Origin of the sequence: Paenibacillus sp. FSL H8-0283, assembly GCF_045040675.1 — a bacterium.
GTDB lineage: Bacteria > Bacillota > Bacilli > Paenibacillales > Paenibacillaceae > Paenibacillus > Paenibacillus amylolyticus.
This window is the reverse complement of record NZ_CP150295.1, coordinates 6,821,508-6,836,844: the sequence shown is the minus strand read 5'-3', so window position 1 is coordinate 6,836,844 and position 15,337 is coordinate 6,821,508. Positions and strand designations below refer to the sequence as shown.

Here is a 15,337-nt window from a genome sequence, read left to right as displayed (position 1 = left end):
CGTACCGGCAAATGCTATTATGAATTACTCGGTATACAATGAACAGTACGTACTTTTTAGTACCCTACGTACTTTTTGGTGCCTATACAGCATGCGACGGATGTAATTCAATTCATCAGGGAGGAAGCAAGTTATGGTTAGAAAAAAATATAACATCTCGGTTGAAGCTACCTTAGAAGTGATCGGTGGCAAGTGGAAATGCGTAATTCTCTGTCATCTGACACATGGAAAAAGACGAACCAGTGATCTTAAGCGTATTATGCCCGCAATTACACAAAAAATGTTAACACAGCAACTCAGAGAGCTTGAAAACGACGGGATCGTGAATCGAATCGTATATAATCAGGTCCCTCCCAAAGTAGAATACGAATTGAGTGATTACGGGAGAAGTCTCGAACCGATTCTCAATGCGCTCTGTAATTGGGGAGATCAACATATTGTGAAGGAATACGGAGACAAATCAGCAGTTCTGGAAGATAATGGACTCAATGATTTTAACTCTGACAATAGGGAGCTGGTGCAACCGTGAACTATGAGATTTTATATGATGGTGCTTTTGCGATGCTCAAAGTACATTTGCAACGGGGAGAGCGGTTCAAGGCCGAGAGTGGTGCGATGGTATCTATGACTCCTACGGTTGAACTAAAGGGTTCAGCAGAAGGTGGGATGTTTGCCGGGTTCGGTCGGATGCTGAGCGGGGAGAAGTTTTTCTTTCAGGAACTGACGGCTGCGGGCGGGTCGGCAGAGATTCTGCTCTCACCTTCAAGTATGGGCGATGTAGAAGCTGTTGAATTGGACGGTTCCTATTCACTCTATGTGCAGAAAGACGGGTTTCTGGCAGGAACCGAGGGCATTCAGGTGAATACCAAAATGCAAAACCTGAAAAAAGGTCTCTTTTCGGGAGAAGGTTTCTTCATTATTGAGATCAGCGGACGTGGAACTGTATTTCTGTCTTCCTATGGTGCCATCCATGCGATTAATCTGGCAGCAGGTGAAGAAATGATCGTCGATAACGCCCATTTGGTGGCTTGGCCTCATTATGTAGATTACCGTATTGAGAAAGCTTCACAGGGCTGGTTATCCAGTGTTACAAGTGGAGAAGGACTGGTATGTAGGTTCCGGGGAGAAGGAACTATTCTTATACAGAGCCGCAATCCGCAAGGATTCGGACAATGGGTGAAGCAGTTTATCCCTGCGCGCTAATTATTTTTTTGAGAAAGAACACACAGAGTTGCAACGGATATGTTTCCATCATCGTTATATGAATAATGGATTTACTTCATTGACTGACGGGTATATATTCTGTTGCATAAGGTCGCACATCATGGAGGTATGAGATGACAAGCTCACGGTATAAAAACGCACAAGAAAGTCCGGGATATCTGTTATGGCAGGTTACAGCCATGTGGCAAAAGGAAGTACGCAGGGTGCTGGAGCCCCTCGAACTGACACAACCTCAATTTGTATTATTGCACGCCTGTTTATGGCTCAATGAACACGATGAGGAAGGCAAGGGAGTGACTCAGGTTCAAATTGCTCAGTTTGCCAAGGTGGATGTTAACGTGACTTCTCAGGTTCTACGTGCGCTTGAAAAAAGGGGATTAATTACCCGCGCTCGTCATCAGACAGATACGCGTGCCAATATTATCACAACAACGGAAGAAGGAACCCGATTGGCTGTGGAGGGAATCCATCTGGTCGAGGAATCGGACAAGGCATTTTTCGAAACTTTGGATGAACGTAAGGGAGAGTATTTGGAAATCATGCAGGAGTTTCTTCGCCAAAAAACAGAGAGTTGATCCGTAATATATCTTTTTTTAATGTATTAAACTACAGAATGTAGTGGAACTGGAAAATTTTCTGATTATTAATAATTATAGCACCTCTGTAAAATACAAATAGACCTCCTGACTTCAACTTGTCGGAAGGTCTATTTGGGTTGCTCAATCGATTCGATAGGACGCAAACGGCTCGCGGCGACGGAAAGAGTCACTAATCTGGTCCAGATCGGCCAACAGCTCATCGGGCAGTGACATGTCCAGACTAGCCAGATTATGTTCCAGCTGTTCGGTGCGTGTAGCGCCCACAATTACTGTGGATACAGCTGGACGTGTCAGTAGCCATGCGAGTGACAGCACACTCGGGGAGCATCCATATGAGGCAGCTTTAGCACTCACTTGTTCACTCAGTTGGATATTATGCTCCAGCAGGAAACGGTTGAAGGACGGATCGGTGTCTGCTCTGGAACCAGAAGGCACACGGGTCTGTCCGTTATATTTACCTGTCAGAATACCACCTGCCAGCGGGAAATACGGGATAATGCCTACACCCTGATCGAGACACATCGGCACCAGTTCCAACTCAGGCGTACGGTCTGCCAGGGAGTAGCTGGTTTGGGTGGAGATGAAGCGCACATAACCTTTCTGTTCACTGATGCCCAGAGCTTTCATCAGCTCCCAGGCTGCGTAGTTGGAGGCTCCGATGTAACGGACTTTGCCGGAAGTGACCATATCATCCAGTGTGCGCAGTGTCTCATCCAGTGGTGTATGCGGATCAAAAGTATGGATCTGGTACAGATCCACATAATCCGTTTGCAGGCGACGCAGGCTATGTTCCAGCTCTTGTTGCAGATGGTAGCGGGAGGAACCCCGCCCATGAGGACCATCATGCCGGGGTAATCCGGCTTTGGTAGCAAGCACCGCGTTTTCCCGTCGACCTGTGAGGGCCTGTCCAATGATGCGTTCCGATTCCGTGCCTGCGTAGATATTGGCGGTATCGATAAAGTTGATGCCCTGATCCATCGCTGCATGAATAATGCGGGTAGAAGCTGCTTCATCCGCGCGTTTGCCAAACGCATTGGTGCCGAGCCCCAGTGCCGACACACGCAAACCACTATGGCCCAAACGTCGATATTCCATCATTCATCGCTCCTTCTCTATTCATTTATGTATAGCAGATTATAACGTAATCTATTGAAAACGTGTTATTAATATAGTTAAATGAATCTAAGAACCCGTTATTAAAGGAGATATGATGGAAAACAGTGCTGCACATTTAACAAGACGGAAGCCGAAGAACCCGAAGAAGAAATGGAAGAAACCATTGATCATCACCCTAAGTGTGCTGCTTGTGTTGGGAGGACTCGGATTTATCTATCGAAAGCAACTCGTCGTGTTTGCCTTTAATTTGTTCGCTTCAGCTACGGTGAGGGAAGCCTTGGATGACTCCTTTGTACCAGCTGGCGATAAGGATGCTCCTGTCGTGGAACATACGGACCCATTCTCGTTGTTACTGCTAGGGATTGACCAACGGGATAACGAACCAAGCCGTTCGGATACCATCATCTATTCCGTCGTGCGTCCAGAAGACAATAAAGTGCTACTGCTGTCCATTCCACGTGATTCCTATACCGAGATTGTCGGCCGGGATGTGAAGTCAAAGATTAACTCAGCGTATGCCCATGGTGAAGCCAAGATGGCAATGGATACGGTGGAGAATTTGCTGGGGAACAAAGTGAATTTCTATGCCGCGATTAATTTTAACGGGCTCAAGGATATTGTTGATGCGGTTGGTGGTGTGGAACTGCCGATCAAAAAGAATATTGAGAACAAACTCAAAATTCATGAGAAGCTGTTTGTTGAAGCGAATAAACCGATCTATAGCGGTGAAGAAGCGCTTGGATATGTGCGTTACCGGGAAGATTCCGATTTCAATCGGACGATGCGTCACCGGATTTTCCTAAGTGCCTTCATGAATCGTGCACTGGAAGTGAAAAATCTGACCAAGATCCCGGACGTAATCCAGATTGCCGGATCGAATTTTACAACCAACATGACCTCAGACTTTATCGTGAAATTTGCCGAGTCCTTATATATGAAAGATAGCATACCAACGATCAGCAATTACATGCTGAAGGGTGAGGGTGCAACGCGCAGTGGCACATGGTACTACGATCTGTCGGAGGACGATCTGCAATATGTGCGTGGCATGATCGCCAGTTGGCTGGACCCAGATGCGACCGAGATAATTGAGCCCGAGTCAGCGGACCAATCGGAGACGAGTGATGCGGCATAAGCATCGATTCTTGTGCAAATGCTCATATGAATATAAGTCCGGCGAAGCAGTTGCTTCCCGGCTTTTTTGCGTTTTAGATCCTACGGATGAAATATTGCACAGATATATCTAATGTTTAAACCTCTTTTTATGGCATACATATAGTAAAATATAGGGAAAAGATTAAACATCAACCAACGGAGGAAGCTCATGAAGGAGTTTAAGGATCGGCTTCAACAGGTTCAGGAGCAACAGAAACAGCTGGCGAAGGAGTATCACGCCTTGCTCCAGGAGTACCAGTCCGATGACCTGATCGTTAAGAATGAACAGTTACAGGAACAGTATGAAGCTCACAAGCTCAAGCTGCAACAGCTCGAACTTCGCTCACGCAAGATGGAAGAAGAGAATGCACGTCTTCGCATGGCGTTATCCGAACAGATGCTGGATGAGAAGCTGAATCTGATCCGGGTATCGCGGGAGAAGATGGAGACCTATTTTCAAGGGAAAACAGCAGTACATAATGATCGAATTGCATTCCATGAGCATCGAACCAAATCCAATCTAAACGCGCTGTACAACCAGGCAGCACAGGAGTTGCAAGAGGAATCCGATGAGGTGAAGGAGAGGATTGCTTACCTTGCGGCAGAGGTGAATGAGCGTATTGAATCGCACAGACGAGCCGTACGGGAGAGAGAAGAGGCTCTGCGTGGGCACATGGAACGTAGATATGAGCATATGGCGGAGGAAGGGTTGAGCGAAGAGACTATTCAACGCCGAATCAAGCAGAATCGCATGGAGATGAAGATTGGACTCAGCTGGATCAACAAAGTAGCCATCTTGCTCCTCATTCTGGGGGTTGGAGCAGCGTTTCAATACTCGTACTCGACCTGGTTCAATGACGAGATGAAGAGCGGAGCCTTTTTCCTGCTCGGTGCACTGATGCTCGCTGGAGGAGAGTGGCTGTTCCGCCGCAAAAGGCAGACGTTTGCGATGGGGCTGCTCGGCGGTGGGATATCCGTGTTGTTCGGCTCCGTCTTCTATAGTTACTTTTTACTGCATATTATTGGGTTATACACGGGACTTGCCCTGTCTGTATTGGTATCGGCAATCTCCGTATTGTTGTCCTTGAGATACCAGTCGAAGACCATCTGTTCACTAGGTTTGGTGGGTGGATATCTTCCGTTATTCTCCTACATGTTCTCGTTCGGGCTTGAGGGCCCTGCTGTCTATGTAGCTATGATCTACCTGTTGCTCTTAAACGGCATTATTGTGTTCATTTCGTTTGGCAAACGGTGGCCGGTGGTGCACTATATCAGTTTCCTGTTCAATACACCATCCATGCTCATCCTCTTATGGCTGTCGCCAAGTGAGAAGATTGGCATGTTGTATTCCATTGTGACGTTTGCATTATATCTGGGCATTACGCTGGCATATCCGTTCAAACACCGAATGAAGTTAACCTGGTGGGATTTCGCTCTACTCGCCATGAATACGAGCATGAGCTGTCTGATGTTATACGTATTATTTGATGTGGCGGGTTGGAATGATGCTCAGGGCTTGCTGGCGTTGATCTTCTGCGTGGTGTATCTGGGCCTCGCACGATTCGTCCAGCGCCATATGGCTCAGGAGAAACAGACGATATTACTCTTCTATGTCACTTCCCTGACCTTTGCCATTCTGATTATTCCGTTCCAATTCGGGGCCAAGTGGTTATCGATGGGCTGGTTGATCGAAGGAGTTTTGTTGGTTACGCTTGGACATCTGAAACGGCTCAAGTCGGTGGAACGTGCCGGATGGGGTATCGTGCTTCTATGTCTAATCACTTTTGTGTACTACGATCTGCTGGCGCTATTCTTCATCGGGGAACGTTCTTACTTTATGTTAAAATACACCAGCATCACGCTGGGAACTGTGCTTATTACACTGTATTATGCCTGGGCAGTTCACAGCAACTCATCTTCCAGAGAGAGATTTAATTACAGCCCGCTGGAGCTGGGTTTCCTGAACGGATTCAAGTATGTGACACTTGCGAATCTGTGGTTATACGTGCTGTATGAGTCGAATGAATTGTATACCAGAGCTGTCGATGGGACGTTCCTGTTATACATGTTCTACAAGTTACTCATGTTTGCAGCGCTCACCATTGCGTTGGCCTATGGACTGAACAAGGTGAAGCTACTGCGTGATCAATACGTGCAGGTGTATACCACCTTCTTGCATGCTATTGGCTGCTGTATTGCACTGGCCGTAACCTTAACCATGCCAGCGCTTCAGCCGGAAGTTCAGCAGCATACAGCGGCAGAAGTTGTTGGTTTGCTGGTGCTGATTATCTTTAACGTAGGGGTATTCTTTGCAGGAAGGGATCTGCTAATTGCAGGCATCCGCGGGCAGTTCAAGAGCATTGAATGGTACCCGGTTATCGCAGGGGTGTATCTGCTGGGTGTCATCACCGTCTTCCTGACGATTCAGTTCCAATGGGGCGATGTGGGGCTGATGTTCAGCCTGATCTATCTGCTGCTCGCGATTCTCTATATTGCCTATGGATTCCGTAGAAAATATGTCATGATTCGGCGTCTCGGCCTTGGCCTAACGTTGTTCGCTACGGGGAAGATGGTGTTCTATGATGTGGGGATGCTCACCTCGGGCAGCAAAATCTTTGCCTATTTCAGCTTCGGCGTTCTATTGCTTGGGATCTCTTACCTGTATCAGAAGGTGTCCAGCCGGATGGAGGAAGTACAGTCCAGAGTGACAGCGAAGCCTGACGACGAGCCGACTGTCCCGGAGGAAGACCAAGATTAATTTGGGTTTTGAACGACTGTAGTGACCTTTGGGATCATATGGGGAGGGATTCTTAAGATGGGATTCGACCTGAAAGTTATGCTTTGGCAACTGTTATGGCTTGCTGGCCCTATAGCTCTTGTCGTGCATGGCTGGAGGAAATTCGGCGCGAGAAAGAAGCGGCAATGACGTGAGTGTGGGTGAGATGGCGGGAATGTCCGCTGTCCACTTCACTTCGCTTTGGGAAATAAGTCGTGTAATATAGATTTTTTGGATTAAAATGAGGCTCCGGGCTGCTGTGAACAGCAATCTGGGGCCTTATTGATGTTAGTCTATGGCTTAGCCTAATATGACATTCGTGAAACGTTTTACGCAGAGATCACGTTATAATAGAGTAGACTTAGGGTTGGATCTTCATTTGTAACCATGAGGTTTCGGAAGCCGATGTGCCTTTCAGTGATTCTCCGCCATCATCATTCATACGGGAGAGCACGGTTAATGTCATGGACAGGGCAAAGGCGAGCAACACGTATATGAAAATATTTTTTTTGTTCATAGGAAGGTACCTCTCTTGTTGAATGAGCTAAAGTAGACATCCGGCCGTCATGAGAAAAAAAGCACAACGTCTGGTATAGTAGAGTAAGTAGAACCGAACATAAATCGTTCCTGTATACCACTATATTGAACTATAGCGGTGCAAACAATGGAACAAATCTGATGAATTTATCATTATTGTTATGAAATGTTTATAGAGATCGAGTGAGTGATCATTGAAGGTGGGAGAATAACATGCGGGAGACGGCAAAAATCGTCATTCGTACGCCAGGACAGGAAAGTGACGGCTCATTCGCTTATGTAAGCCAAGGTCGCTCCATTACGGTGGGACGTTACACAGGCGGAAGTGAATTGGACTTGTCTGTTTATAATCAGATGATATCGAAGCGGCATTGCCGCATTCATTATGATGTACAGCAACAGTTATGGATCGAAGATCTGGATAGCAAAAATGGAACCGAACTGAACGGGCAGCGCCTCGTTCCCTATGAGAAATATCCGTTTAGCGAGGGCGATAGCCTGACGTTGGTCAACGGCCTGATCCAGCTTCGCACGGAAGGTGATCTTGGAGAGACGAGGGAATATCGGGTGTCGGACTTGCTGGGTGAGGGCGTACGTTTACTGGATCACCTGCAAACCGTACAAATCGGTGAAGTGGAGATTCCGCTGTCCAAGAAAGAGTATCAGCTGTTCAAGCTGCTGTATAGTCAACTGGACCACTTTGTGACAAGGGAACAAATTGTGGCTCAGGTGTGGCCAGAGCGGAGTATGCTGGAGAGTGAAGCAGTAGGGATCGACGAGATTAACTCGCTAATTTATCGGACGAATCGCAAGCTGGGTGTACACTTTACCATCAAGTCCGTTTATAAAAAAGGTGTATATATGAAGTCTCATGTGCCGGAATGAATGAGTGATAACAAAGGGATGAGTTCATGTTCATCATTTACCTGATTCCATGGCTTATTGCCGTGGTGACATTGATATGTGTCATATCCATCGTACTTGTCAGTTGGAAAAACGGGATTTCCCCGATGCCCACATCCGGCCACGTCAGACAGGTGGTCATTCAAGAGGTGAACCGCATTCCAGGTTACGGGGATGTGCTCGAAGCAGGCTCTGGATGGGGCACACTGGGATTGGATGTTGTAAGGCATTGCCCAGGCAAAAGGCTGACCGGGATTGAGAATTCGAGAATTCCCTTATGGTCTTCCCAAATAATTGCCTATCTCAGTGTTCGCTTACGTCGAGCCAAGGGAAACAAGCTCTCTCTCAAGGGAAGGCTGCGCTTCATGCGCGGAGACATCTACACCAGTTCCTATGAACATGCAGATTGTGTAATTTGTTATCTGTTCCCGGGAGCCATGACCCGGCTTCTGGACAAGTTCAGTCGAGAGCTTCCGCCGGGTGCCAAGGTGATTAGTGTCTGTTTTGCGCTGCCAGGAAAAGAACCGCTACGTACCATTACATGCCGGGATGCCTTGCGCACCAAGGTGTATGTGTATTCCTTTTAAAGAAAAGAACAGGAAAGTGATCACCAGGTTTTTGCTCAGCTGGAGTGCTGTAAGCCTTCTGCCATAACGTTAATGGATGAAAGAGTGTGCTCCATATCATAGTAATGCAGATACCACGTAAGAACGCGGGTGCGAAAAAGGCCCCGAACTCACTATGAAGTGATTCGGGGCCTTTTTGTCTCGCCTTTGAGTTGGGGCAAGAGATTGCTTGATTATTGCTTACCGCACGTATTACTTTGCAGAATCAGTAGTAACTGTGCTGTCGGATGTTGTACCGGATTGCGATCTGTTTCTGCCGCCTCCAAATCCGCCTTGTCCACCGCCACCAGGACCGCCCATACCTGTATTGGCAGTGGTTACACCAGATTCATTCACCCAAGTCACATTACTAGTCGATTGGAAGGCAACCACTTGAGTTCCACCACTATAGGTACCGTCTGTATAGAGTCCATCCACCGCTTTACCTGTAGACGTACCACCGGAGTAAATCACGTATGAACCATCTTTCGCAAGATCCGGGGAGCTGACAACCACGGTTTGATAATCTTTTGCTGGTGCAAACGTCAGAATGTTGTTGCCTTCGCTATCTTGTACATGTACAAGTGTTCCAGCTTTTTGCGTTGCAGGGAATGTCATCACAATGGTATTTTGCGTAGACGCATCGGATGTTCCTTGTGCCATACCCGAGCTGCCAGCAGCTACCAAGTATCCACCACTGATTTCAAATGTGCCGTCATAATCCAATGCTCCGTTGCCGCTATTCGTCGGTCCGTTCACAATAACCGTTCCGCCAGTCATGTTAATGGAACCATTGGAATCCAGCCCGTCACCACCTGCGTTCACGGTGAGGGAACCGCCGTTAATGTGGAACTCGTTATTGCTTGCTGCTGCACCACCCATACCGCCCGGTCCACGTCCTTGCTGATTAGCAGCTGTACCTTGGGATGCCTGATCGGTAGTTGATGTTGTGCCTGTCGTTTCGGTTACAGAGATGTTGGATGTCGTTGTTGCATCGGTTGCTGTAGTCACGCTATCTGTACTTGCCGCTGGATTCGTAGCTGTTTCCGTCTCGCCACCTGCAGCATTTACGCCATCATCGGATGCCGTTACATCTACATCCCCATCGTTCAGGGTGATCATTGCACCTTCAAGTCCTTCATAGCTCTTCGCAATGGTGATGGTTCCACCGTTGATCGTAAGGGCCTGATCGGCATGAATGCCGTCATCACCAGATTCAATGTTGAATGTTCCGTCGTTAACCGTGACGTTATTGTTGCTGTGCAGGGAATCATCCATGGAATCAATGGTATACGTACCGCCATTAACCGTAAGATCTGTACCTGCTTTGAGCGCTTTGGCACTTGTGGACTCCGTTGCTGTTGTAGCTGTGTCAGCATCGGCATTGTTATCCGTTGTTGTTGTTGTTGTTGTTGCTGTTGTGTTGGCAGAGTTGGATGCTGCTACGCCGTTTGTATTAGCACCTGCATTCGTACCGCTGTTATTAGGCATCTCTGGCATATCTGCAGGAGGTTCGCCATCTGGTGGTGTGCCCATATCCGTTGGAGGTGTGCCGCCACCCCATCCACCGCCACCGCCGCCGCCAAATGGACCTTCTTCTACTTTGGCTGGTGCATTGACGCTACCGCCGCCCGTTACAATGTTGTATGTGCCGCCATCCGCAACAAGTGCGGTTTCAGCTTGAATACCGTCGTTGCCACTTTGGATATCAAAGGTACCTCCTGCGATGGCAACGAAGCCTTTGGTGGTATCCGTGTCATTGGTTGATTTAATGCCGTCGCCTTCGGCTTCAATGGTAATCGTACCCGCTTGGATGGCGACCATATCCTTACCTTTGATGCCGTCATCGGCTGCTTTGACACGGATGTTACCACTAATGATTTTCAGATCATCCTTGCTCGTAATACCTTCATTATAGTTACCTGTGACGGTCAATTGACCTGCACCGTTGAATGTAAGATCTGCTTTGCTGAAGATTGCAGCATCGGGCTCGTCTGTTGTAGCATCGGCGTACACATATGTTTTACCATCGGAAACGGTATTCTTGGTTCCTTTTTCGAGCGTAATCACCGCTTTACCAGCCTTCTGAATGTAGATTGCGGCGCTGTCGTTATCATGAATGGTTGCTCCATTTAATACGAGATGTACGGTACCCTTATCGGCAACGTTAACCACGATCTGTCCATCCGTTAGCTCACCGCTAAGTACATAAGTGCCTGCTTCAGAGATGGTTACCGAACCATTCGTTGCTTTGGCACCCGAACCGGTTACCGTTGCAGTTGTTCCGTTCAGCTTAATCGCTGTGGAATCTGCCTCACTCCAGCTAATATTGGTATCGTCAGCATCCAGAGAGACCAGATCGGCGTATTTTACAGAAGTTTGCTCGCTGACAGATACCGTTTTGGTTGTTCCTGTCGTTGAAGTTGCGGCATTGGCCGTTGTGCTTGTGGTTGCTGGTGAACTGCATGCGGCGAGTAGGCTGGTAATCATGGCGATGGACCAAAGTTTGCTACCTGTTATTATGTTTTTCTTCATATTAGATCGTTCCCTTCGAATTATAAATTAATATTCCGTTGTTGGACTCATGGTTAATGAGATATCCAGGTTGCCGTTCCGTGTGCGGATCGCATCGAGGAATTCCTTTTGGCTAACACTTTCGTGAATGGTTACACTGTAGACCAGCTCATACAGACTGCCGAGTTCGGTCGTTCTGATTTTTTTCAGATCAAAAGGTACGTTGAATGTATGGAACACTTCATTAAGAGCTTCTTCATAACTCAAGTTTTCGGGAATGGTGACTTTCAGCGTTTTCAGCTGACTTTTCTTGCCACCAAAGTTGAAGCGACTCAGAACAAACATGAGTACACACAGGATAATGGTGAACAGCACCGCGTATCCAAAAGCGCCTACACCGCAGGCAAGACCGGAAGCCATCGTGAACAATACGTAAGCAATGTCTTTTGGATCGCCAGGGGCACTTCGGAATCGGATGATCGAGAAGGCACCTGCCAAGCTGAATGCTCGAGCGATGTTGCTGCCGATGAGCAGGATGATAATGGCGACAATAACGGGCAGAACAACCATCGTTAAGGTGAAGCTCTGGGAGTATGTGCTTTGGTTAGTCTTCATGTACGTGAGGCTGATGATTAATCCCAGAATAATGGCAAGACCAATGGTTATGACTGCGTTGTTAAACGTCAGGTTGGTATCGGTTAGGGCTGAACTGAACAGTGAATCAAGCATATAGGACACGCTCTCTTTCTATAATCGTTTTATCTTGTTCTATGGATGGGTTGAAATCGGTACCTGGTACAAGAATGCGCTCCGTCTGGTAATTCAGGTTGGTTGTTCTCGCGAGATGTCTGAACTCGTTGCCGTATTTGGAGAATCCGGTACGATACAGCCCATGTTCGGACAGCAGTTGTGACAGCCACATCGGAACGGTTTTCTCGGCTTTCACTTCCATCAGCCATCGACCGTCCTTCACCAGCGGTTCACCGTAATCTCCCTGTTCCAGCTTCAGATCGTATCTGCGGCTGCGGATGTTGGTGTCAAAGGTAATGCGAAGATCGCGGCTGTTCTTGTCGAAAAGCGCTTTGCGTTCATACGCCAGATACACTTTCGGTTCCAGATCGTATACCCGAAGGAAATATTTGATCTCTTCGACAACTTGTTTGTTCATGTAATCCGCGAGCTCTGGCGCCTGTCCCGAACGGACGAATTCATATGCTTCATCCAGCTTCAAAGCTGTTCTGCGCTTGTTCACCAGGCCAAATACTTTCTTTTTGATCTCCAGATACACTCTGGCATTCTCTTCAGGGATTCCATAAGCTCGCAGTCTCAGCTTCTCCTTGTATTTTGGTTTGGAGAGACTGGCGCGGATCAGCGAATCTTGTGGAGTGTCGAAGTACAGGTTACTGATGGAGTAGTACTCATGTTTCTTGTTGTAGGCATCCAGCTCCATGTATTTCAGCAGGTCATTGTAGAAATGCGCGTACTGCTCATCCGTCAGAAGGTACTTGCTCTCATATCGGTTGAATACTTCAATAGCCATGTGGGACTCATTCCTTTCGTTGGTGGGTTGTATGTTTTGTTGCATCGTGTATTGCTTCCATGTCTGTATCTTAGAGCCCCAACCTTGAATGAATCTTAAATGGTTTTACATTGCGTTAACATTTTTTTACCTTCCTATAATAGTGCGCATACACATAATGAATTAAGATTGATTCAAGGTTTGATTGATAGAATAGGTACATCATAAAGAGTTTAATGAAGACGAATAATTCAAGCAGAGGAATGAATAGATGATGAGAATATTAATTGCGGAAGATGAGGTTCATTTGGCAGAGGCTGTATCGCAGATTTTGAAAAAGAACAACTACTCCGTGGACATGGTCCACGACGGCAGGTCAGGACTCGATTATGCGCAGAGCGGTATCTACGACCTGTTACTACTCGACATCATGATGCCGGAGATGGACGGGATCACCGTCCTGAAGAAACTTCGCAGTGAAGGCAATCATACGCCTGTCATTCTGCTTACGGCGAAAGGTGAACTATCGGACAAAGTCACAGGCCTCGATTATGGTGCCGATGATTATATCGCCAAGCCGTTTGCCACAGAGGAATTGCTGGCCCGGATTCGTGCAGCCTTACGACGGAAGGGCGAAGTGGTTCCCGAGGATGGGCTGAAGTTTGGCGACATTGAGCTGAATACAACTCAACTGAAGCTGAGCGTACAGGGTAAGGAGATTAAGCTGAATCTGAAGGAGAATGAACTGCTGGAGCTGTTGATTGCCCGCAAACAGGCGATTACCTCCAAAGAGCAGATTATTGAGAAGTTATGGGGATTTGATTCGGAAGTGGAGTATAACAATGTGGAAGTATATATCTCTTTTTTACGCAAAAAATTAACCTTCCTGAACTCTGCCGTCCGCATTAACACGATTCGGGGTGTGGGGTATGTACTTGAGGTGACGTCCTGATGTTCAAGAAACTTCGAAATCGATTCTTGATCGTGAATCTGGTGTCCATCTCCATTATGATGCTGGTGGCATTTGCGACGATCTATACGATTACTTATCAGAATGTGCAACGTGAGACCAATATGGAGTTGTACAAGGTGTCTGATTTCTATCACAGTCCTTATAATTCATCCAAGATGCCGCGCGGGGAAGGGCAGGGTTCCGGTACAGGGGGTAGTACAGGCTCTGGTTCAAGTTCTGGTTCAGATTCGTTTCCTTCCGATACCATGGGTGGTGATAATGGAGGACCGGGAGGTGATCCCAACTCACCTCCGGCACGTTCCGTTTCGTTCATGATTAAGACGGATGAACAGTGGAAGATTACGGATACACATTCCCGATTTGATATGGAAGATACGTTCTACACCGAGGCGTTACAAAAGGTTGACCAGAATAAAGTTGGTGATTCGGAACGGCAGACGGGGCAATTTGCGCTGGATGGAACGGACTGGGCCTATGTGGTTGATCCGAGCGGTGCCGGGCACATGATCGTATTCATTGATGTGACGGCGCAACAAGGTATTCTGACGAATCTGATCTATACCTTTGCAGTTGTCGGACTGGTGATGCTGATTGTGATCTACTTCCTGAGCCGTTATTTTGCGAATCGTTCTATTGCACCGGTCAGAGAAGCGTTTGAGAAGCAAAAACAATTCATCGGTGATGCTTCTCATGAGTTGAAAACACCTCTGGCGATCATCAATACCAATGCCGACGTACTGCTTGCGAATCAGGAGGATACCATAGCAAACCAGGCGAAGTGGCTTCACTATATTAAGTCTGAAACTGAGCGTATGACCGGACTTACGAATGATCTGCTCTATCTGACACAGATGGATGACTCACGCTCAACGATGATTCATGCGAAGTTTAATATGAGTGATGCGGTGGAGAGTATTATTTTGCCGATGGAAGCCGTTATATTTGAAAAAAACATTTCCCTCGATTACAACATTGAGCCGAATCTTACGGTTCATGGGAACAGTGAGCAGATCAAACAGGTCATTCTGATCCTGCTCGATAATGCGGTGAAGTATTCCGGTCCAAAAGGCGCCGTAAACGTCACCCTTCAGAAACAGAATAATGATGTCATGCTGGCCGTATCCAACACAGGTGAAGGCATTGCACCCGAACATCTGGATCGGATCTTCGATCGATTCTATCGTACGGATTCTTCAAGAGCCCGCAAACATGGTGGGCATGGTCTGGGTCTGGCGATTGCTCGTTCCATTGTGGATCAGCACAAAGGAGAGGTGTATGCTCGAAGTGTAGTTGGAGAGGGTGCTACATTTTACGTGCGGTTGTCGTAGGGGCGGAGTGATGAGCGAGCTCCACACTAATCCTTCGCTCCCGCTCTATAATCGTTCTCAGGCATAAGTTCTGCCTGTAATGGGTTAA

At 47.3% G+C, this 15,337-nt stretch carries 14 protein-coding genes; 9 read left to right on the top strand and 5 right to left on the bottom strand.

The genetic code is table 11. The features are described 5' to 3' along the window. The first annotated feature begins 133 nt into the window (after positions 1-133). The 3 genes from MHI52_RS30020 to MHI52_RS30010 all read left to right on the top strand — a co-directional run bounded on the left by MHI52_RS30020 (position 134) and on the right by MHI52_RS30010 (position 1,799). Complete coding sequence (locus tag MHI52_RS30020; protein WP_017691613.1) at positions 134-529, top strand: helix-turn-helix domain-containing protein; 396 nt, start codon at positions 134-136, stop codon at positions 527-529. Next, positions 526-1,203, top strand: a complete 678-nt coding sequence (locus MHI52_RS30015) for a TIGR00266 family protein (RefSeq protein ID WP_017691614.1) — start codon at positions 526-528, stop codon at positions 1,201-1,203. The genes MHI52_RS30020 and MHI52_RS30015 overlap by 4 nt, the downstream gene beginning before the upstream one ends. A 134-nt stretch (positions 1,204-1,337) precedes the next feature. Further along, entirely contained in the window at positions 1,338-1,799 is a 462-nt protein-coding gene (locus tag MHI52_RS30010; RefSeq protein ID WP_036612197.1) for a MarR family winged helix-turn-helix transcriptional regulator, read from the top strand. A gap of 144 nt (positions 1,800-1,943) precedes the next feature. Here MHI52_RS30010 and MHI52_RS30005 read toward each other — a convergent pair whose 3' ends face one another. Beyond that, on the bottom strand, positions 1,944-2,918 hold the full coding sequence (locus MHI52_RS30005; protein WP_405159435.1) for an aldo/keto reductase: 975 nt from the start codon (positions 2,916-2,918) through the stop codon (positions 1,944-1,946). 112 nt (positions 2,919-3,030) lie between these two features. Here MHI52_RS30005 and MHI52_RS30000 point away from each other — a divergent pair, with 112 nt between their 5' ends. Together MHI52_RS30000 and MHI52_RS29995 are read left to right on the top strand one after the other, a co-directional pair. Continuing rightward, positions 3,031-4,074 carry an LCP family protein gene (locus MHI52_RS30000; RefSeq protein ID WP_315370848.1) on the top strand — a complete coding sequence of 348 codons (1,044 nt, stop codon included), beginning with the start codon at positions 3,031-3,033 and terminating at the stop codon, positions 4,072-4,074. Positions 4,075-4,263: 189 nt separating this feature from the next. Beyond that, positions 4,264-6,852: a DUF2339 domain-containing protein gene (locus tag MHI52_RS29995; RefSeq protein ID WP_405158162.1), complete on the top strand. Its 2,589-nt coding sequence runs from the start codon at positions 4,264-4,266 to the stop codon at positions 6,850-6,852. 379 nt (positions 6,853-7,231) lie between these two features. Here the strand turns inward: MHI52_RS29995 and MHI52_RS29990 are convergent, their stop codons facing one another. Then, positions 7,232-7,387: a hypothetical protein gene (locus MHI52_RS29990; RefSeq protein WP_165980318.1), complete on the bottom strand. Its 156-nt coding sequence runs from the start codon at positions 7,385-7,387 to the stop codon at positions 7,232-7,234. 233 nt (positions 7,388-7,620) lie between these two features. Between MHI52_RS29990 and MHI52_RS29985 the strand changes: the two genes are divergently transcribed. Both MHI52_RS29985 and MHI52_RS29980 read left to right on the top strand, forming a co-directional pair. Continuing rightward, on the top strand, positions 7,621-8,292 hold the full coding sequence (locus tag MHI52_RS29985) for an FHA domain-containing protein (RefSeq protein WP_047840896.1): 672 nt from the start codon (positions 7,621-7,623) through the stop codon (positions 8,290-8,292). A gap of 26 nt (positions 8,293-8,318) precedes the next feature. Next, positions 8,319-8,897: a class I SAM-dependent methyltransferase gene (locus tag MHI52_RS29980; RefSeq protein ID WP_405158161.1), complete on the top strand. Its 579-nt coding sequence runs from the start codon at positions 8,319-8,321 to the stop codon at positions 8,895-8,897. 231 nt (positions 8,898-9,128) lie between these two features. Here MHI52_RS29980 and MHI52_RS29975 read toward each other — a convergent pair whose 3' ends face one another. From MHI52_RS29975 to MHI52_RS29965, 3 genes are read right to left on the bottom strand one after another with little or no spacing between them, the layout of a single operon-like run. Further along, on the bottom strand, positions 9,129-11,450 hold the full coding sequence (locus MHI52_RS29975; RefSeq protein ID WP_405158160.1) for a carbohydrate-binding domain-containing protein: 2,322 nt from the start codon (positions 11,448-11,450) through the stop codon (positions 9,129-9,131). Positions 11,451-11,477: 27 nt separating this feature from the next. Continuing rightward, entirely contained in the window at positions 11,478-12,158 is a 681-nt protein-coding gene (locus MHI52_RS29970; protein WP_100528189.1) for a DUF4956 domain-containing protein, read from the bottom strand. Beyond that, a complete protein-coding gene (locus MHI52_RS29965; protein ID WP_253504198.1) occupies positions 12,151-12,969 on the bottom strand; it encodes a polyphosphate polymerase domain-containing protein in 819 nt (272 codons plus the stop codon). Before MHI52_RS29965 ends, MHI52_RS29970 begins: the two co-directional genes overlap by 8 nt. A gap of 253 nt (positions 12,970-13,222) precedes the next feature. Here MHI52_RS29965 and MHI52_RS29960 point away from each other — a divergent pair, with 253 nt between their 5' ends. Then, entirely contained in the window at positions 13,223-13,900 is a 678-nt protein-coding gene (locus MHI52_RS29960; RefSeq protein WP_036612327.1) for a response regulator transcription factor, read from the top strand. Then, a complete protein-coding gene (locus MHI52_RS29955; protein ID WP_405158159.1) occupies positions 13,900-15,249 on the top strand; it encodes a sensor histidine kinase in 1,350 nt (449 codons plus the stop codon). The genes MHI52_RS29960 and MHI52_RS29955 overlap by 1 nt, the downstream gene beginning before the upstream one ends. Positions 15,250-15,337 lie beyond the last annotated feature (88 nt).